We start from the raw sequence: 20325 nt of genomic DNA, 5'->3' as shown, positions 1-20325 counted from the left end.
AAACCATGAACCAAACTAATAATGAGACTGCGCAAGCGGTCGACTCAACTGTGCCTGTAACTGAGCAAACATCAGTAACAAACAACGAAATGAGCGAACAGTCCAATACCACTGAGGTTGCACTCGTGAGTTATGATGACGTACTGACCAAAATAGCACTACGCCACCCGCAGGAGCAGGTTGAGCAAGCATTAAAAACGGCCATTGAGCAAGAGCAAGCCGCCCATGTTGCTGCATATCAAGCGTGGGAACTTGAAGTGGTCGAAGTTGAGGCGGCGCGTCAAGCTGCGCTGGTACACAATGCCAACCTAGATGCGGATAGCGATGAATTGATAGAAGTACCAGAATTACCTACTCAGCCACAGTTAGACTTATCACTGCGCCGCACGTGTTACCAAACTGAATATGTTGCAGTGGATCTAGAAACCACCACAGAAACCCAACCTGCACGCACAGAATATGACGACGATGCTTATATCAAACGTATTTACCCAGCAACACAAGCGCACAGTGAAGAACATATCGCCAAAGTGCTGCGTGAGCGCTTTAAACAAACACGCACATCGCAATTGGCCAACCAAACCGTGCTGGTGGATGAACTCGAGTTTGATGCCGATGAGCTAAGCCAGCAACGCATGGCGCGCGCTATTTTGGTGATGGATGAGCAGCAAACCATTCCTTGGGTACTGGCCGATAACGAAGTGGCGGGTGTGAGCAAGGCGCAGTTGTTTAAAGCGTGTAAGTTGGCTGCCGAGCGTCAAACCGCGCTGTGGATTGGCGAATAACGTCGCGCCGTATATTTAGAAAAGCATGCGAATCAGCGAGATCCTGACCTGCGTCAGAATGACGAAGAGGTCATAGTGACGAATAGGACGTTACCCTGAACACAAAATCGTCCCCCTGAACACAACACTGTCATCCTGAACTTGTTTCAGGATCTTCTAAGCAAGTAAAGCGGTTGTTGCATGCAGCGAGATTCTGACCTTCGTTAGAATGACGGGCGAGGTGTCATCCAGAACACTGCACCGTTGCCTTGAGCGCAAAATCGTCATCCTGAACACAACACCGTCATCCTGAACTTGTTTCAGGATCTCACAACCACACTCGTGGGCTTTTTCAAAAACCAAACATTTAACTTTATAGGAGGTCAAGGTGGCCATATTAACATCTGCTGGCCGTATTGAGCTGGCCAAAGCCGTTGAGCGCAAAACCATTTATTTGGCTTGGGGGCAAGGCGCAATAGAGTGGGACACGCAACTTCCCCCGGAGCCAAGTTCTAGCACTGAACTTTCCGCCGTTTTAGGCTACAGAAAAGCCACGCGCGTACTGTACTGCGAGAGCGATGATGAGGGTGAGATCCAAGTACCCAACGGGCGCTATAAGTTAGTCAATTATCCAACGCCAAATTTGTACTGCCAGTTTAACTACGAGTTTGCCGATGGCCTATCAAAAACCATTCGCGAGCTAGGTTTAATGGTCGGTACATTACCTAAGCCAGAAGTCCCTGCGGGCAAATTGTATTTAGAGCCAAACGAGGTTGACCAAAAAGGCACTTTACTGCTGTTGGAGCATCGGCCTGCGATTTACCGCGATCAGGGTGTACGTGAGTCATTTGAATTTGTTATTAGTTTTTAAGGATGTGCGATGCAAGATCAACTTTATGAACAGATCATGGCGGAACATCCCGACTATTTTCGACGATTTGATGCCAGTAAACGGTATGAACAAATATTGTTTAGAGCAGGAAAAGGCTTACAAAGTAGAGAGCTAAACGATGTTCAAGGACAAGTCAGTCATCAAATTAAGAGTGTGGCTGATGCACTGCTAAAAGACGGCGATATTGTTGCCGGTGGCGGGGTTAAAATCGAAGGTGGAGTAGCCAAAGTAGCGGCTGCATCGGTGTATTTATCTGGTGCGGTGCGCCCAGTGGCTGAAGCGAGTATTAGTTTTGATCCTCAGAAAGACTCTATTATTGGCGTATTCTTAGATACTACCGTCGTCACCGAGCTCGAAGATGGCACGTTGCGAGACCCTGCAGGTAAAAACTCGCCCATGGTACACACTAACTATGACGAACCTGGCGCTGCCCGCTTAAAAGTAGTTGGGCGTTGGGATGTGCTGGAAGGCGAACAATCTGCCAATAGTGAGTTTTACCCAGTTTATCAAATTAACCAAGGTGTGTTGATGGTGAAAGAAGCGCCGCCCCATCAAGATGCCATTACCCGAGCTTTAGCGCGATATGATAGAGAGTCGAACGGCGGTAACTATGTGGTTGAAGGTTTAGGCTTACACTACATTAAGACTGAGAACGAGCGCCAACATTTTAGCTTGCAGTCAGGCAAGGCACATATTGCAGGGTATGAACTTAGCTATGCGATGGCATTGCCTGTTACTTTTGCAGCTGATCCGGATGTTGTCACCATCAAAGCGGAACGAGCGCAGTTAGCCGAGGGGGAAGACGCCACCGCTTGGATCAAAGTTGATTTTCCGCCATTAAAAAGTGTTGAACGGGTCAGTATTGAGGTTCGTACTACTGACACAATCACAAGAACGGCTGCTCAATTAAAAGATAGCTTTCCCAACACCAGTGTGAGCTATATCGAAAAAGTTGTTTTTAATGAGACAGTGTACGTGGAAGGGGAAGACTATAAACACGAAGACAATCATATTGTTTGGCAGTTAGATGCCACAAAAGCTCGCCCACCAGCGGGAAGCAGTTACGACGTTACATATGTTTATGGCAAGGTGGTTTCGGCTCAGCATACTCAAACTCATTACAAAATTGACGATTCATTTTTAAATGACGGGGATAGCATCCTCACCAATGAAATTGAAGCTGATTATCAACGCTTATCGCCACGTGTTGATTTGTTTGTATTGGATAAACAAGGGGTTGTGCAGCGGATCAAAGGTGTTTCAGCGTTAGAATACCCAGAGCCACCTCATGCGCCGGAGCAGCATTTACCACTTGCGTATGTGTATCAGCAATGGGGCGATCAGCCTCCGAAGGTAGAGTCGATTTCGATAAACGCCTTAAGTATGCTTGATTTACACAATATGCAGCGACAAATTTATGATTTGTATCAGTTGCTTGCTATTGAGCGCCTGAAAAACGACGCCAACAGCCAAGAGTCATCCAGCAAATACGGCGTGTTTGTAGACCCATTCTTAGATGATGATTTACGTGATCAGGGCCTAGATCAAAATGCCGCCATCGTTGACGGAGAACTCTCGCTCCCCGTTGATGCAAAAGTGATTAGCTTAAATTCAGAGCAAAGCGAATTACTGCCTTTTGAGCTGGAAGATGTACTTGTTCAACCAAAGCGTACAGGTTCTATGAAGGTAAACCCTTATCAAGCGTTTGAACCTATTCCTGCACAAGTTACGTTGACCCCAAGTGTTGACCACTGGACAGTGACCCGCCAGCGTTGGAGCAGTCCAATTACCCGCCGCTTTACTCGTGGTAATGGGCCTGTTCGCAGCACTACACAAACACAACGTGTAAGCACACAAACACAGCAAGCTGAGTTTTTGAGAGCAAAAAGAGTGAATTTTAGTATTAAAGGGTTTGCTGATGCAGAGCAATTGACCAAAGTAATATTTGATGGCATTGAATTAACCCCCGAGGTGACCAGTGAGTGAACAAATAAATGAACAGCAAAAGGTGATAACCGGCTATTTTGATATTCCGGGTGACACCATACCCGCTGGCGAAAAAACCGTGGTGTTTATTGCAAAAGAAGAAGATGGTCCACGAGGCTTTGCAACTTATACAGGTAGCGGGCAGATTCGTACTGAAACTTTGCGCCGAGTAACCACCATCACCAATGTGCGCTTTGACCCTTTAGCACAAACCTTTACCTTACCGCAAAGCCGATTTATTGCGGCGGTTGAGCTGTATTTTACGAAAAAAGGTGAAGAGTCAGTACGGGTGCAAATTCGTGAAGTAGCGCAGGGCGTGCCAACGCAAACCATATTAGCGCAAAGCACTGTTGAAAGTGATGATATTTCGCTTAGCGATAAAACGCGTTTCAGCTTTACGCCGGTTTTCTTACAAGGTGGTCAAGAGTATGCCATTGTGGTGCTCACCGATGGTGCAGAGCATGAAGTGGCGATTGCAGAACTCGGCAAGTTTGACCAGCAACACGGTTGGGTAACCAGTCAGCCTTATCAGGTGGGTGTGCTGTTATCATCGAGTAACGCCAGTACGTGGACGCCGCATCAAAACAAAGATCTCACATTTAATTTAAAGGCCGCCAAGTTTACCAGCAATACCCGTACTGTGGATCTTGGTTCAGTGAGTGAGCAAAGCGTGACTGACCTAATGGCACTTGCCGTAGTGCAAAGACCCAGTGCTGAAACCGACGTTGACTTTACCTTTCAAGTTGTTGGCAGTGAAGAGCCTCTTGCCCGTGTTCAAGAGTGGTCGCCACAGCAGCTTAAGCAAAAATTAGTGAATAAAACCATCAATGTAGCAGCGCACTTAACAGGTAGTGATACCTTAAGTCCGGTGTTATTTGCAGGCAGCCAGTGTGCTACGGGTGAACTACAACCCAGTGCTGACTACATCTCGCGAGAGATCACCTGTCATAGCGATGGCCAATTTACGGTGAGCTTTGATGCCATTCTTGAGGGTAGTGCTTCGGTATTGGTTTATTTATTAGAAGGTTCAGACATAACGGAAGTTGCGTTAACCCGCTCAAAATCCAATGATGATGGCTGGAAACAATTTGACTATGTTCATGACTTTTCTGAGCCAACCAATACACCACAGCCCGATCCACTCAAACGCGTAAGGTTAAAGCTGGTGCTAAACGGCACGGAAGCACATCGCCCAAGGCTTAAAAATCTGCGCGCCTTTTCAACATAAGGAGTCAATATGGCCGTTGAGAACAACACGCCACACCGAGATTACCCACTTCCACACCCAAATAATTTACTTGAACAAGATGTACTTCGCATCATCAAAGCGCTCACCGAGATTGATAACGATATGAACACACAAGCCAATGCCCTAGAGGCACAGGGCAGTGCGTTTGAAAACCAGTTATCAAGTTCACTTGCCGCTTTGCAAGCCACACTACAAAGCGAGCGCAATGCCCACAACGAATTACATCGCAAGCAAAAAATCAACCACCTACTTGGTGAAACCCTTTACCCACTTTAAGAGGACGTTATGGCCACAATCAATAATGCCGTACAAGAAATGGTCGACCACCTAGTCGATAAAATGCAAAGTAGTAACAAGCTGACTGCGGAAGAACAAACGCTCGTCAGCAATGCAATTCAAAAGCTCTCAAATAGTGCCAACTTAGAAACTGCACTAGTAGCAGTAGCGGAGCAGCATTTGGATACTGCCACAGGTGAAATAAAAGATGCCAGCGCACTAGTTAAAGATTTACAAGCAAAGCTGCTGGAGCAAAGTGATAATTTAGGTTTATTACCGGGACTTGAGACAAAGTTTAATAACATAAGTGACGCTTTGACCAACAAAGTCTCCAATGCAGTGAATGATATTCCAAACCAACTTTTGAATCCTAAGTACAGCTTTGGAGTCCCTTCTTTCCGGTTAGATTATTATGATAATACTGTAGCCTTACTAAACAGTGCTAATCAAGCATATGGCGCGCACAATATGATTAGTTTGGTCAACTATGACTCAGGTTGTTTTCATATGTATTATGACGGAGGTCAACAGACGAATACTAATAATAAAGCTGTTGTGATGACGATTGACCAGAAAGGAAATGTAGATAAGGCAACTCGTAATTCACCACTTCTTGCCACAAACTCTGTAGATAACTTAGGGTTAATCGTTTTACCGGATAATGTATCAACTATTTATACCTTCACTACAAACAGTAAATTAATCACCATATACAAGGAAACGACTTTTACTCCTCATGCCACTCAAGATTGCGATTATTACAAGCTGTATCAAGATCCAATCAGCAAGTATTTGTATATAGTGAATGCAGGAATTCTGCACGTTTATGAAGGGCAGCGTTGGACACAAAACTTACAAAAGACGTTTGAAAATGAGGCAGCGTTTGACAATTGGGCAAGTAATGAACAAGGGTATGTCGCGTTACATACGTTAGCGATTTCTCCAACAAATGCTTCTCATACACAAATGTCAGATGCGACCGGAAGTGGTCAAGGGCGAGTTAATTTATTAGTAACACGGCCATCATTAAGAAGAGAATTATCTTACAGGAATAATGCATATTCAGATTTGCCATCCGTAAATACACAAAATCTAGCACGACATAGAGTATCTAAAATGCACAGTGATACATCTGAGAGGCTTTTCACTAGAAGTTTCAAAAGCAAAATTAACTTACCTAGTATCGATGGTATGTTACGAGCTGATTTAGAAAGTTTGACTTCTAATGATAACTACGCAAATGGCTTTGGCACCTATGACATTCAATATAGTCCTCAATTCGTCACTTGGTCTCCAATTCATCGCGCACTCGTCGTTTATCAGCGTTTTAGTTTTTATTATTCTGGTGGCAGTGCAACAGTTACTTCTCAATGCCGCGTTTACTTTGCTTAAGGAGCTAATATGTTTAACTGGTGTAATACAAAACAAGCCATTCACTTGCATGGTACATATTTATTAACGCACCCTGAGTCGGGTGAACGTTGGGAATCAAAAGAGCAAGCACAGCTTTGGTATAGTGAGTATCAAGCGCAAGAACAAGCGCGCGAAGAGGAACTTGCACAACAAGCAGCACCTCAGCTAAAAGCCGTGCAATTGCAGGCAATCAGTGGTGCATTAAAAGTGCCGAGTAATATTCAAGATTTAGAGTCAATAAAAGTCACCGTTGCTGAAGGGCAAAATGTCACGCTAGCAGGCCAACTAGATATTGAAGATGAATCGTTTTTAGTGCCCGTGCTACGAGACGATGGTCGTCGCGTGTATTTCCCAATTGAGGTTCAAGGCGGGCAATTTAGTGCGACTTTTAACTTTCCAACCTCGGGCCGCTATGAAGTGAGTGCTGCACTTTTAAATGAAGAGTTTGCACAGCCTCGCTTTAGTGCAAGTAACACGACATTTTATGTGGTGCGCGAGTCGCAAGCAGCAAATTAATCTCCTATCTATTATTTTGGTTCTTTCAGAGCCTAGCGGTCAGCATTGACCTGTTTTAAAACCTAAAAATCAATAAGATACACATAAGCTGACAAATCAACTCAAAAGCGTTTTGTTATGCAAAGCGTGCAATTGATTGAACTGGCAGTTTAGGTTCCCATCTTTGTGTTTTTGGCCTACCCATTTGGGTAGGCTTTTTTATTTTTATGCTTAACTCGTTTTTTATCACCCTGAATTCGATTCTCGTCATCCTGAACTTGTTTCAGGATCTTAGAGCACAGAAACGCGAGTTTGGTATTTAACAAGATTCTGACTTTTGTCAGAATGACGATAACTTAGAACACTCAAGATTTGCCGCCGCACTAGATAACTTATATTTACGTTGAGCTTAAAACTAAGCGTAAATATAAGTTATTTTATAAGGTCAGGGTTGACCTGTTTTAAACGCTAAAAACAGGTAATATACACCTAAGCTGATTAATCAACTCAGTTGTTTTTGAAGCTTAAGATAAAAAGCTAATTGAGTCCCATTTTGTGTTTCAAGCCCACCAAATTTGGTGGGCTTTTTTATTGTCTTCCCGAGCTTGCTTTGAGATTCTGAACTTGTTTCAGGATCTCAAAGCACAGAAATGCGAGCTTAGCACGCAACAACATTCTGACTTTTTTCAGAATGAAGATAATGTAAGGCGCGGTATATTTTCAGACAGAATAGATGATTTATATTTACGTTGAGATGAAAACTAAGCGTAGATATAAGTTGTTTTATAAGGTCAGAGTTGACCTGTTTTAAACGCTGAAAACAGGTAATATACACCTAAGCTGATTAATCAACTCAGTTGTTTTTGAAGCTTAAGATAAAAAGCTAATTGAGTCCTATTTTGTGTTTCAAGCCCACCAAATTTGGTGGGCTTTTTTATTATCTTTCCGAGCTTGCTTTTAGTCATCCTGAACTTTTTTCAGGAGCTGAAAGCATAGAAACGCAACAAGATCCTGACTTTCGTCAGAATGACGATAAGGTCGTGTTAAGGGATATAATAAATACTTTTTGCAGGTCAGAGTTGACCTGTTTTAAATGCTAAAAATCAGTAAGATATACATACACTGAGCAATTTACTAAAAGCCTAAACACGGGCATTTAAATAACAAGTTCCATTATCCAAAGCAATTAAGCCTGCATTTTTAATGTAGGCTTTTTTATTGGCCGTCAGAGGTGCTTATGCGCGTTTTTAATTTATTAGATATGTCTAAGGTACCATTACCCGACACCATCACAGAGTTAGATTTTGAACAAAAGCTCAGTGAGCTTAAAAGCAAGTTATTGTCGCAATACCCGCACTATCAAGACGCCTTAAGTTACGAATCTGAGCCAATGCAAGTCATGCTTGAGATGATGGCGTATCAACAACTGTTATTTGATGGCAAGTTAAACGATGCCATCAAGGGCAATATGCTGGCCAGTGCCTCAGGTAAAGATCTGGACGCCATTGCTGCACGCTACAATCTAGCAAGGCAAACGCTCGGCGAGGGCGAACTGGCAAAACCCGAAGACGATGAGCGTTTTCGCCGTCGCATTCAAATGGTGTTTGAAGGCTTAAATACCGCAGGTAGTAAACAGGCTTATCAATTTCATGCGCTCTCGGCGGATACACGAGTAAAAGACGTGTACGTAACAAGCCCTGAGCCGTGTGAGATACATATTACCGTGCTTAGCCACGAGCAAGACGGTGTACCATCGAATGAATTGCTCAGCACACTTCGAGCACACTTTGGTTTATTGCCCGATGGCAGCGGGCCAAACAAAACCGCCTCAAAAGTGCGGCCTTTGGGCGACAAAGTCACGTTATCAGGCCCTGAACCCATCGAGTTTGAACTTGAGGTGGCGATAAATATTGCACCAGGTCCTGCGGCGTCAACGGTTGAGCACACAGTCAAAGCCGCGCTTAGCAAATATTTAGCGCAACAAGCTTTGCTAGGCAGAGATATTAATCAAATGGGGCTGTTTGCCGCGCTTAATCAACCGGGTGTGGAAAGCGGTAAAATCATCAGCCCAACATCAGACATTAAAATTGCTGCGCACCAAGTGGCGGTGTGTAAAAGCGTGACCGTGAATGCATCGGTGGTGGAGGCGTAAATGAATGACTTTAGGGAATTACCCAAGCTACTACCGAGCAGTGCCAGCAAACTGCTGCAAGCACTCACTGAGTTATTAACTTATCCCGATAACACCCAATTATTAAAAGATATTTGGCATCCAGAAAAATGCCCAGCACAGCTTTTACCATGGCTTGCTTGGTCACTGTCGGTAGATGATTGGAATGATGCTTGGAGTGAAAAAAACAAACGCCAAGTCATCAATGATGCCTTTGAAGTACATCGTTTTAAAGCCACCCCTTATGCACTGCAAAAGGCGTTGGATAGTTTAGGCATAGAAAACGACATTCAAGAATGGTGGCATAGCGATAATGCGAAGCGAGGCACTGTGATTGTTAATGCCTTAGTGAATGAAAACCTCGACAGTAGAGAGCAAGGTCTACTCACAAAAGCGATGCTAGAGCAAGTCAGGCGGATCGTCGATACAGCAAAACGTGCCTCAATACATATTGAATTGCAGTTGGGTATTTCTTTAAGAGAAAGTTTTGGTACCGGGTTGTTTAGTGGTGCAAGGATTGGACTCGCCCGCAAGGAAGGGGCATTTATTGGCGTGCATCCTGATGATGGCGCACTATTTTCGGGCGCTTTTTTAGGTAGTCAACATGGCGTTGGAACAATCGACAAACAAGCGCAATTTCAGGGTGTAAAGCCAAATCAAGCGAATGGCTTTTTAACCGCAGGCCTTGGTACTCAGCAAGGGATCGCTGCAATTGACCTCAATGGCCAACTAAGTGGTATTGAACCACCCAATACACAAAGTGAAATGGGGGCTGTTTTGGCGGGTAAAAGTGCGATTGCAAACTGTGAATATCAGGCAGCTTGGCTAGGTGTAAAACCTGAACCGAGTGAAATATCTCAAGGGATAGCAGCCTTATTGACTCGTATTCAATTTAATCATTTAACATTACAAGGAGCGACTTAATGTCTGTATTAACCTTGCAGTTTACACAAGCGGGACTAAACGCTTTGCTTAGTGCTACACAGCGTGGCTTTAAAGGCAAAATTAGTCATATGGCCTTTGGTGACGCCGCTTACACACCGAGTAAAACACAAACGGCACTCAAAGGTGAAAAGGAACGAGTTGCCATTGTTGATACTGATTATAGCGATGGTGAAAGTAGCGAGCTAAAAATCGCCGCCAAATTTGATGCGCCTTTGGAATATGCCATTTGTGAAATCGGCGTATTTATCGAATCGCCCGATCACAGCGGTGAAGGGGAACCTGAACTTATTCTGTTGGGTGTATATTCTCAAGAAAATACCACGTTGGGTTATCGGACTCCTGATGTAAAGGTGTTGCAGTGGCTGACGTTATCACTGGCGCAAATTCCATCTAACAGTGTTGAAGTGAAAGTGGGGGTAGACAACCTCAATATCATTGTGGACAGAGAGCTAGCCGATATGGCTTTAGTACAGCTGAACACTATGCAGAGACAAATCGAACAAGAGCTGCGTTTAGTGGCTTTAGAGCAAGCTCAATAACTAAGGAGTTTTTATGTCAGATAAAACTATGACGCAACGGTTGACCGATGTGGTCACTGCGGCAGACACGCTTACGCAAACAGTACAAGATCAAATTGGTCAAATTAACAGTACAGTATCGAGCAAGATGAGCGAGGTTGATGGTGTAATAGCGCAAACGAATACTCAAGTAAACCAGACCATTACTCAAGCTAATCAAGATATAGATAGTGCTATTTTAGAATTAGGTAATAGCCACGCAAATCAAGTTATTAATTATTATGATCGTATTCAGCATTCTAAATCTTCATTAAAGCCAGCGATAGATCCTACGGATGAGACACAAACTCTATGGAAGAAGGTACCAGTTACCAATAAGGGTTATCATACTTATCCAGTGCCGCAGAAGTTGACTAAAGTTCACACGATTAATGCGTATCGCAGCTATCCAGGGTACTACGAGTCACCAGAACAGTATGTTAATGATTGGTCGGTCACCTATATAGAGTTTATTCTTGCTAACTCTGAAGCCACCAGTGAGCAAATAGACCAAGAGATAGCGGCTAAGAATTTAACGGTACACGGTGTTGGCAGTTGGTCGAGTTGTGCTCGAGTTTACGATATTAATGCGGTAAAGATTTCAGGTCTTCATCCTTATAGTCAGCTATTTGTAAGATTCAAAAATCATGTCGTACCAGAGAAAAGAGCAAATGGTGTTGAGCCCCAAAATGTACTGGAGTTTGGTGGAGACAGCTTCTTTTCTATCGATCGAGTGATCAATTACCCAGCAATCAATGCCTAGGAGAAATTATGGAATATCAACCATTATCAGAAGAAGCGATTGTAGAGCTTGAGAAACAAGTTAAGCGAGGCCAAATTACACTTAATGTTGCTGACCATGAGTCTTTATTAGGTACAGTGTCTGACACATGTCATATCTTATTGGTGGAGTTTGCCAAATTAACAACTAAGTTGGCAGCGGCGACTTCACTGGAAGAAGTAAAAAATGCGGCATCGGAATCAAATGCGTTATTAGGTCAGTTTGTGGAAAAAGTGGAGCAAGGGAAGGTGACTTGTCCATATCAGCACAAAGGTATTGAAAACGTATTTCAAGAGATAGAGGCCCGTGCTTCGGGTGTTAGTGAAGTATTAGCAAAAGCAAAATAACACATCCAAACCCCTTCGGGCACATCGTCCGCCGTTAATCCTCCAGCCTCATTGTTAGGCTGAGCTTTTTTATCAGAGAATCACTATGAATCATCGCAGTACCCTAGTTGAAAAGGTGCTTGAGTACCTGACGTCTGGATTACAAGGTATGGCTCAAGTTGGCCATATTAAACACACCTTGCCGTATCCAGATTTAACGCAAGCGGCGCAGCTTTGTGTCACGCTGATATCAGAACGTCAAGCCAGTGAGTTGCAAAGTAGCGGGAGCGCATCAGGCGTTACCTATGGGTCTACGTCGAATAAGAACTTAAGCCCAAACCCACTCGACAGACGAGTGTTAAAACTGCAACTAGACATTGAAGCGGAAGATGCCGATAGCATCGCGCTGCTGAAGCGTTTGGATACCGTGATTGATACCAGTGAAGCGCTGATGCAGGCAGACGGTGTGCCCGTTTCTTGGCAACATTTTGTGGCGCAAAATGCCGAGTTTGCCTTTACCAAACAAAGCGACTCCATGATAGGCAAAGCCAAACTCATTTGGGAATTTTACTATCAAGTTGAGCCGCCAGAGGAGTTACCGGGACCAACCATTACCGATGTGTATCTAGGCCCTCAAGGTGGCGAGCACCATCATGTGGCAACCGTCAATGCTGAAGGGGAAGTGGTCATCGCGGAGGTGGATAATGCTGGCTAATCCGTTACAAAGTAATCTAGCACAAGCCGATATGCAAAGCCGTTTAGCAAAGCTGATATCCCTTGGCACTGTGAATGAGGTGGATTACGAAACAGCTAAGGTGCGAGTTAAAATTGGTGACTGGCTCACCACTTGGCTGCCATGGCTAACCAATCAAGCATTTAACGATATGACTTGGCAAGCGCCTGAAGTGGGCGAGCAAGTGATGGTGTTGGCACCGTGCGGCGACTTAGCCCAAGGCGTGGTGCTCGGAAGTGTGTACCAAAAAGAGCACAACATTGACAAAGTAGTAAGCGATGTAGCCAAGGAAGAGCGCATAAACGTGCAGCGCACTAAATATCAAGATGGTTCGGTGGTTGAGTACGACCGCAATAAACATCAATATTTAATTGATGTGAAAGAAGATACTGCGGTAATTAAACTCAAGTCAGCCAAAGACATCATATTAGAGTGCGATAACGACTTGAACGTAATTGTAAAAAATAACGCCAGCGTTACTGTCACGGAAAATGCCAGTATCACGGTCGAAAATGGTGATGCTAGCTTGACCACCAATACAGGGAGCATTTCTGTTACGGCAACAGATGCGCTGAACCTCAAAGGTGATGTGGTCAATATCGAATCTACAGGTGGCAATGTTGCAGTAAAAGCTGCAGCCACACTGAAACTCAATGGTAGCAATATCAGTGCACAGGAGTAGGTTATGCCCGCTATTTCTCTTGATGGCCATTTAACCAATGTACATGTGGGCTTTTTGCCCGGTACTGCCAGTGCAACACAAGGCAGCTTTACGGTCGCGGGAAAACCTGCTTTGCGTGTAGGTGACCCTATTAGTACACACAGTATGATTGCCGACCCAAAAACCAAGCATATCGGTAAAAAAATATCCCAAGGGGCAGGGAGCTTTACTATTGCAGGTAAAGCTGTGGCCCGCATCGGTGATGCCACCAGTTGCGGTGGTGCTATGGCACTGGGCGAAGGTAGCTTTACTGTGGGCGGTTAACAAAAAGGAAGCACAATGATTGGTATGAACGCACAAACAGGTCAACCGCTTTCTGGGGTTGACCATTTAAAACAAAGTATCCGCGATATTGTCACTACGCCGCTCGGTAGTCGAGTCATGCGCCGTGACTATGGTTGTGGTTTATTCGATTTACTCGACAGACCCTTTTCTACTTCGCTGGTGGGGGATATTACCCTGGCCATCTCTGAGGGGCTTGAAAAATGGGAGCCACGCTTTCGTTTAGAGTCAGTTGCCGTGCATCCAGCAGGTAGCGGTAAATTATCTATAGACATCAATGGCCTTTACTTAATTAACGGCGAGCCCGTGTTAATTGAAGGCATTCAGGTTTAAACCAATTTGATTAGGCATCGTTTAATTGAATTGGCAAAACGGCAAACAAACTGGGCTTAACCTCCCATTTATTTTTTTAATCTCAAACCACGCTATGCGTGGTTTTTTTGTTTCTAACTGACATACCCTTAAAGGAGAATCATATGTCACAATTTCTACATGGTGTAGAGGTGATCGAGGCGCAATCAGGCACTCGTCCAATTAAAACAGTAAAAAGCTCAGTTATTGGTCTGGTTGGCACCGCACCATTTGCTGATAAAACGGCATTCCCGCTTAATACACCTGTATTAATTGCAGGTAAACGCGCAGATGCTGCAAAACTATTTGATCGCGCGCATCCAAACTATTCTGCCGCTCTAGAGGCTGCACGTGCAGAAGCTGTAACAGCAGCCGTGGCTGCTCATAAAGCTGCTAATGATGATAAAGATCCTACTGCTGATGAACTTAACGCAATTAAAGAAAATGTTAAGAAAACAGTTACAGAGGTACCTTTTGAAGCACAAGGCTCTTTGCTAGCTGGTCTTGACGGTATTTTTGACCAAGTGGGTGCACTGGTTGTGGTTATTCGTGTTGCAGAAGCAACTGAGACCACTACCGTCGCAAGCAATATCACTGGCGGTGAATTCGGTGTTGATGACGACGGCAAAAACTTGGGTGTGAATGCGTTCTTAGACGCAGAGTCTGTAGTTGGCTTTGCGCCACGCATTCTAGTTGCACCTGACTACTATGAAAAACGCACGGAAGACGAACAGTATGCTGTCGTTGACAAAATGAAGGAAGTGGCTGAACGTTTGCGTGCAGTTGTGATTGCTGATGCAAAGCAGGCTTCAAAGCATGAAGACGCCATCAGCTTCCGAAGCAGGTTCGGTTCTCGCCGTGTATTTTTGGTTGACCCAGGTGTTAAAGTGTTACGTGGTGGTGCATCAAAAGATGAGCCAGCGAGTGCACGCGTTGCCGGTATGATTGCAAAATCAGATAACGACCGTGGTTTTTGGTGGAGCCCAAGTAATACCAATATGAATGGTATTGTGGGTACTGTGCGTCCGGTTGACTTCCAATTAGGTGATGCTCAAGCACGAGCAAACCTACTTAACGCAAAAGAAGTGGCGACAATCATCCGTCAAAACGGCTTTAAACTTTGGGGTAACCGTACATGTTCTGACGACCCTAAATGGGCGTTCTTATCAGTTGTTCGTACTGCCGATATGATTAACGATTCACTGCTACGTGCACACATGTGGGCGGTTGACCGTAACATCACGAAAACTTACATCGAAGATGTAACGCAAAGTGTTCAGTCTTACCTTGATACACTAAAAGCACAGGGTGCGATTTTAGGTGGCCAAATTTGGGCTGACGAAGACCTAAATTCACCTGAAAACATTCAAGCAGGTAAAGTGTTCTTCAGCTTTGACTTTACACCACCTACACCGGCTGAACACATCACCTTCAAGAGCATTCTTACCAACAACTACCTAGAGGAAATCGTATAATGGCAATGTCTCCTAAAATCTTAAAAAAATTCAAGTTATTCGTTGATGGTAAAGGCTACCTAGGTATTGCTGATGAAATCACACTACCAAAAGTAACAGTTAAAACTCGTGAAGTAACGTCTGGCTTCCAAGCACCAATCGAGCTAGATGTAGGTCAGCTTGAAAAGCTTGAAGGTTCAGTAACGTTACTTGAGTACAACGCTGACATGATGAAGCTACTAGGTGACTGGAGTGGTAAAACAACACCACTTACAGCGCGTGGTGCAATTCAAGCACAAGGCGAAGAGCCAGTACCTGTTAAAGTGACTCTGGAAGGCTTCTTCAAAGAAGTTGAAATGGGTAACTGGAAAGACGGCGAAGAAGCAAAACTAACGCTTCAATACGCGGTTCAAAAGTACAAACTAGAAATTGGTCAAGACGTTATCTACGACATCGACCTATACAACGATACTCGTATCATCAACGGTAAAGATCAAATGGCACTTCTACGTGCTGCAATTGGAGCGTAATAAATTATGACAGATATCATTAAACTGAACTTCCCAGTAACGGTCGACGCGCATGAGTATGCCCAATTAACAATGAGACGACCAAAAGTACGTGACCGTTTAATGGTGGACAAAACAGATTTGAGTGAGTCAGAAAGCGAAATTCGCTACTTCTCAAATCTGTGCGAGGTTTCTCCAGATGTGATTGAAGAATTAGACTGGAGTGACTTTGTCAAATTACGCGAGAAGCTACAGGCTTTTCTCGTATCCCGCCCAAGCGCTTAAAAGCCATGGTTATTGCCCTCGCTAAATATACTGGGTGGGGCCTAAACGAGTTAAACGCGCTAACCGAACCTGAGCTATGCGAATGGTTTGAGGCAGCCGTAGACTATAAACAATCGACTGAGGCGGGTTAATCCCGCCTTTTTTGTAGAGCAAATCACATTACTTGAGTGTGATTCGCTCTACAAAAATAAACATCACGCCTGCTTGTGCTAGCCAAATCTCCTTTGGTTTTACGGCACTTCCAACACAGGCACGTCGCTCATTTCTTTGTATTTCCTAGGTATTGCTATGACAAATCAGGACTTTTCTGATCAAACTCGCCCACAAACTAAGGGCGCTTCGACTGAGCAGGGAACTGCCCAAAACAAGGTGAAAAACAAGCTGCCAAGCGTTCAGCCATATGAAGACATCAGCGCCAGTGCCGAAGTACTTGGGCAGGTAATTGCACAGCTTCAAAATGAAGCGCTCGCGTTTGATACTAAGCCGTTGGAATCATTACTTGGCCTGTTATCTCAATTTAACGTTAATGAACTTTTGGCAAGCCATGTTACGCAGTTGCGTGCACATTTGCACGACCTCAATGCAGCGCTTGTTGAACAAGCAAGTGCATTCCCTCGAGGCGAAGGCCCTCAAGGAGAAGTACCAAAAGGCGTGTTGGCGCAAAGCCCTGCAAGCAATGACAGTGCAACGATTGAAAGTAGCTTGTTGAGTACCCAAGAGTCGGCAGTGAGACAGCTAGATGCACAAAGTGTCATGCGCGAAAGCCTATCATCTGTGCAATTCAGCACAGCGAATTTGCTCAATGCCATTGATGTTACTTCACTGGACGAAAGCTTCACGCAACTTAACTGGTCTATTGGTGCGGTTGAAAACGCTATCTTGGGACTCGGGAAAGATTTACCAAAGGCGTTTGAACAAAGTATTGGTAATGCCATCCGTGGTTTACTCAATACCGTAGCCAGCTTAAAAGTGGTTAATGTTAAAAATGTTCAACAGCAGCTTACGGTAAATAACCAATTTTCGCCCACGCAAAAAGGCAAACAAGTTGCGCCTAGCAAAGAAAAAATGGGCTTGTCTGATACGTTGCAAAGTGCAGCGCCTTCTGTCAGTGCGTTAGAGTCAAAAGGGGCAAAAAAGCAGACGCCATTGAAGACAAAAAGCAAGGGTACAGCGGGCAAAGGTGCAAAAGGCAATAGACGCCCTGCGCCTTCGGCATTAAAAACAACGAAGTTAAAGCAAAATAAATCTAATAAGGCAGGGACGAGCAAATATAAGCAGCCAGCAGCAAAGCAAGTTAGCGCACTTAATCAACTTGATTTACAAAGTGTTGCGGCAGGGGATTTGTCCTCTTTAATTGAGCTTGCACCTGAGATCCTCGAATCGGCTAACCTAAAAGGCCCCGCCAAGGCATTAAAAACTGCACTACCAGCGCTTAAACAGCTAGACATGCAAGGCATTGCCAGTGGTGACATTTCGTCATTATTGGATGCTGCACCCGGCTTAATGGAAGCAGCAAACTTCAAAGGCCCTGCCAAGGCATTAAAAACTGCGTTACCAGCGCTTAAACAGCTGGATATGCAAGGTATTGCCAGTGGTGATATTTCGTCATTATTGGATGCTGCACCGGGCTTAATGGAAGCGGCAAACTTCAAAGGTCCTGCAAAGGCGTTACAAAGCGCATTACCGGCTTTAAAGCAGCTGGATATGAAAGGGATCATGGAAGGCGACTTGCAATCTTTGGTGAAAGCAGGTCCTGACTTATTAAATTCATTTGGCTTTAGCGATGCAGCATCTATGTTTAAAAAGCATGGCGCTGCCATTGGCAAGCTTGATTTTAAAGGCATTTTAAACGGTGATTTATCATCGGTAGGTGATGCTGCTACTGAATTTTTATCATCGCTTGGTGATGATGAAGAGCCAGAAAAACAGCAAAAACGACGCAAGAAATCGAACAAAAACCGCAAAGGCAAGCGTCGAGGTGGTAAACGCAATCAAGCACAATATCGCAGTAACAAAAAGCCTTGGGCAAAAGAGGGCAGAGATGTTACGCAAGCTAAGCCAAAAGCAAAGGCTAAGATCGCAAAACCAGCGCTTAAAGTACTGGATGGTGGTTTAAGTGAGCAATCTCACAAGCAGTCATCTAAAACGCCAAGCAAATCATCGTCTAGTCAGCCAGCTAAACAAACCAGCAAGTTAAAGCTTGGCCGAAGCGGGGCAGCAAATGACCCTATTTTTGGCAAGATGAATAAACCTAAGTTTAAAGCGGGTGGTTTGTTTAAGAGTATTTCACGCAGTCCAATCACTAAAACGCTTGGTCGATTTACAGGTCCATTGCGTAGCATTATGGGCGCGGCAGATGTTGCTTCTACCTTGTCAGATGACAGTTTAAGCAAACGTGAAAAGTCACAGCAAATTGGTACTGCGGCGGGTGGCGTCGGTGGTGCCATGGCGGGTGCTGCTGCGGGCGCTGCCATTGGCTCCATCATTCCGGGCGTTGGTACCCTAATTGGTGGTGCGATTGGCGGAGCAATCGGCTCGTTTGGTGGTGAGTCTCTAGGTGGATTTTTAGGTGATTGGTTTGGTAGCAAAATTGAAGATGAAGCGCCAACCTCTCCTGAGGCAAGTAATACAGCGAATAATGCAACATCAGGCGCACAAAGTCAGCCAACATCCTTAGCCAATGCGCAACCTTTGAGTATTGGCAAAGTAGACCAAACGCTGGGTCGAACTGCTGCGAATGACGCTATTGTTAAGTCAGTGACCAGCAATACACAGCAAACAACTCAGGCTAATAATCAGGTTCTGAGCTCTGAGCTAAATAGCGGCTTTAGTCACAGTGTTACGGGTCAAATTAGCTCGGTTACAAGTGCGGCTCATAATGCAGCGCAATCACAATCTACAAATACTTCAAACACCTTTGGCAATATTTTGAGCTTGGCGGGCAATGTGCTCGGCCCAATGGGTGCCATTACGGGTACCATCATGGCCACGCAGCCCAATGCCAACAAACCGGGCAGTAAAATGAGCAAAGTGGCTAATGCCACAGGCATTTTAGGTCATGCTGTGAACGGTTTAAGCATACTCAATACAGCGAATAATGATGCCTTATCAGCTAAAGAGAAAGCACAAAGTATGGGGGAAACAGGTGGTAGTTGGGTAGCGGGTGAGCTAATCAACCGTACACTCGGCAAGTCTAAAAATCCTGTATTGGCAGCGACTGCACCTATATTAAGCTTTTTTGGCGGTAGCGCGATTGGTAAAGCAGTTGGTGGTGTGAGTGGCTGGTTTAGTGAAAAAGTACTGGGTAAAGAACAGGCCAATGCAAAGCCGACCGCTCAGCTGGCGACTAAATTAAAAGACACTGCATTATTGCCATCAACACTGGAAAGCGACCCAAATGCTTTGCATGAAATTGCGAGTACAGAGTCAGCATCACCGTCTTCACAGCCTAATGTAAATAGCAGTGTGACGGTGAACGCCAATATTACGGTGAATGCTACGCCAGAAATGTCGGCTGTAGATATTGCGGAACAAATTAAACAAGTGCTTGAGCAAAAGCAGCAACAAGCACAGCGCGATATGCGCCTAAGATACATTGACGAGGTAGCCTAATGGCAAAAGTAAGTAGTGCATCGCACATGATGCAACTGGGAGACTATAAATTCTCAGTAAGTAGTGCGGCTTTTAGTAAATTAAGTTACGAAACCGAATATCGCTGGAAGACCCAGGAGTCGCAAACCGAAAAAAACAGTCCAGTACAGCAGTTTATAGGGGTTGGCAGGCAAAGTATTAATCTTGATGGCACCATCTACCCGCAACTAGTCGAAGGTGGCTTAGTACAGGTAGACAAAATGCGCGCGGAGGCTGCCAAAGGCAAGCCTCTGACCTTGGGTTACGTGGAAGAAAGCGGTAAATCGAGTCCATCGGTCGGGCGCGTAATGGGTAAGTGGATCATCAAGTCGATTAATGAAGAGCGCAAGCTGTTCTTAAACGATGGTATTCCAAGAGAAATTCAATTCCAAATGACCTTAGAGAGTTATGACGGCAATACTAAGTGAGCTGAACTTGGGTTAATGGTTTGATTTTATGAACTTTATCAGACATTACCCCGCGTTTTGGTTAAGTAACTAGGAGAT

At 44.6% G+C, this 20325-nt stretch carries 21 protein-coding genes; all 21 read left to right on the top strand.

Translation table 11 applies throughout. The features are described from left to right. Positions 1–5: 5 nt before the first annotated feature. The 21 genes from ACW689_RS15295 to ACW689_RS15195 all read left to right on the top strand — a co-directional run bounded on the left by ACW689_RS15295 (position 6) and on the right by ACW689_RS15195 (position 20247). Positions 6–785 (top strand): DUF4376 domain-containing protein, encoded by a 780-nt coding sequence (locus tag ACW689_RS15295; RefSeq protein ID WP_476292819.1) that lies wholly within the window; start codon positions 6–8, stop codon positions 783–785. Positions 786–1152: 367 nt separating this feature from the next. After that, the gene (locus ACW689_RS15290; protein WP_476292818.1) at positions 1153–1635 is read left to right on the top strand and encodes a hypothetical protein; all 483 of its coding nucleotides are present in this window, start codon (positions 1153–1155) and stop codon (positions 1633–1635) included. A gap of 9 nt (positions 1636–1644) precedes the next feature. Then, complete coding sequence (locus ACW689_RS15285; RefSeq protein WP_476292817.1) at positions 1645–3642, top strand: DUF4815 domain-containing protein; 1998 nt, start codon at positions 1645–1647, stop codon at positions 3640–3642. Beyond that, entirely contained in the window at positions 3635–4870 is a 1236-nt protein-coding gene (locus tag ACW689_RS15280; protein WP_476292816.1) for a hypothetical protein, read from the top strand. Before ACW689_RS15285 ends, ACW689_RS15280 begins: the two co-directional genes overlap by 8 nt. 9 nt (positions 4871–4879) lie before the next feature. Then, positions 4880–5167: a hypothetical protein gene (locus ACW689_RS15275; protein WP_476292815.1), complete on the top strand. Its 288-nt coding sequence runs from the start codon at positions 4880–4882 to the stop codon at positions 5165–5167. A 9-nt stretch (positions 5168–5176) separates the two neighbouring features. Continuing rightward, entirely contained in the window at positions 5177–6559 is a 1383-nt protein-coding gene (locus ACW689_RS15270; RefSeq protein ID WP_476292814.1) for a hypothetical protein, read from the top strand. Positions 6560–6568: 9 nt separating this feature from the next. After that, positions 6569–7096, top strand: coding sequence for a hypothetical protein (locus tag ACW689_RS15265; protein ID WP_476292813.1), 528 nt, complete (start codon positions 6569–6571; stop codon positions 7094–7096). Positions 7097–8312: 1216 nt separating this feature from the next. After that, positions 8313–9227 (top strand): baseplate assembly protein, encoded by a 915-nt coding sequence (locus ACW689_RS15260; protein WP_476292812.1) that lies wholly within the window; start codon positions 8313–8315, stop codon positions 9225–9227. Next, positions 9228–10169, top strand: coding sequence for a phage tail protein I (locus tag ACW689_RS15255; RefSeq protein ID WP_476292811.1), 942 nt, complete (start codon positions 9228–9230; stop codon positions 10167–10169). Then, the gene (locus ACW689_RS15250; RefSeq protein WP_476292810.1) at positions 10169–10729 is read left to right on the top strand and encodes a phage tail-collar fiber domain-containing protein; all 561 of its coding nucleotides are present in this window, start codon (positions 10169–10171) and stop codon (positions 10727–10729) included. Before ACW689_RS15255 ends, ACW689_RS15250 begins: the two co-directional genes overlap by 1 nt. 13 nt (positions 10730–10742) lie before the next feature. Next, on the top strand, positions 10743–11510 hold the full coding sequence (locus ACW689_RS15245; RefSeq protein WP_476292809.1) for a hypothetical protein: 768 nt from the start codon (positions 10743–10745) through the stop codon (positions 11508–11510). A gap of 8 nt (positions 11511–11518) precedes the next feature. After that, entirely contained in the window at positions 11519–11875 is a 357-nt protein-coding gene (locus tag ACW689_RS15240) for a hypothetical protein (protein ID WP_476292808.1), read from the top strand. Positions 11876–11960: 85 nt separating this feature from the next. Continuing rightward, positions 11961–12569 (top strand): hypothetical protein, encoded by a 609-nt coding sequence (locus tag ACW689_RS15235; protein ID WP_476292807.1) that lies wholly within the window; start codon positions 11961–11963, stop codon positions 12567–12569. Continuing rightward, on the top strand, positions 12559–13269 hold the full coding sequence (locus ACW689_RS15230; protein WP_476292806.1) for a phage baseplate assembly protein V: 711 nt from the start codon (positions 12559–12561) through the stop codon (positions 13267–13269). Before ACW689_RS15235 ends, ACW689_RS15230 begins: the two co-directional genes overlap by 11 nt. Positions 13270–13272: 3 nt before the next feature. Next, entirely contained in the window at positions 13273–13572 is a 300-nt protein-coding gene (locus ACW689_RS15225; protein WP_476292805.1) for a PAAR domain-containing protein, read from the top strand. Between the two features lie 15 nt (positions 13573–13587). Next, entirely contained in the window at positions 13588–13923 is a 336-nt protein-coding gene (locus tag ACW689_RS15220) for a GPW/gp25 family protein (RefSeq protein ID WP_476292804.1), read from the top strand. 143 nt (positions 13924–14066) lie between these two features. Next, positions 14067–15416 (top strand): phage tail sheath C-terminal domain-containing protein, encoded by a 1350-nt coding sequence (locus ACW689_RS15215; RefSeq protein ID WP_476292803.1) that lies wholly within the window; start codon positions 14067–14069, stop codon positions 15414–15416. Then, complete coding sequence (locus ACW689_RS15210; protein WP_152086226.1) at positions 15416–15925, top strand: phage major tail tube protein; 510 nt, start codon at positions 15416–15418, stop codon at positions 15923–15925. Before ACW689_RS15215 ends, ACW689_RS15210 begins: the two co-directional genes overlap by 1 nt. Before the next feature lie 6 nt (positions 15926–15931). Further along, positions 15932–16189 (top strand): phage tail assembly protein, encoded by a 258-nt coding sequence (locus tag ACW689_RS15205; RefSeq protein ID WP_476292802.1) that lies wholly within the window; start codon positions 15932–15934, stop codon positions 16187–16189. A 288-nt stretch (positions 16190–16477) separates the two neighbouring features. Beyond that, complete coding sequence (locus ACW689_RS15200; protein WP_476292801.1) at positions 16478–19801, top strand: hypothetical protein; 3324 nt, start codon at positions 16478–16480, stop codon at positions 19799–19801. Next, positions 19801–20247, top strand: a complete 447-nt coding sequence (locus tag ACW689_RS15195) for a phage tail protein (RefSeq protein WP_476292800.1) — start codon at positions 19801–19803, stop codon at positions 20245–20247. Before ACW689_RS15200 ends, ACW689_RS15195 begins: the two co-directional genes overlap by 1 nt. Positions 20248–20325: the final 78 nt, after the last annotated feature.

The sequence above is a fragment of the Pseudoalteromonas sp. ABE4_541 genome (genome assembly GCF_056312285.1).
This window is presented reverse-complemented; position numbering and strand designations above follow the sequence as displayed.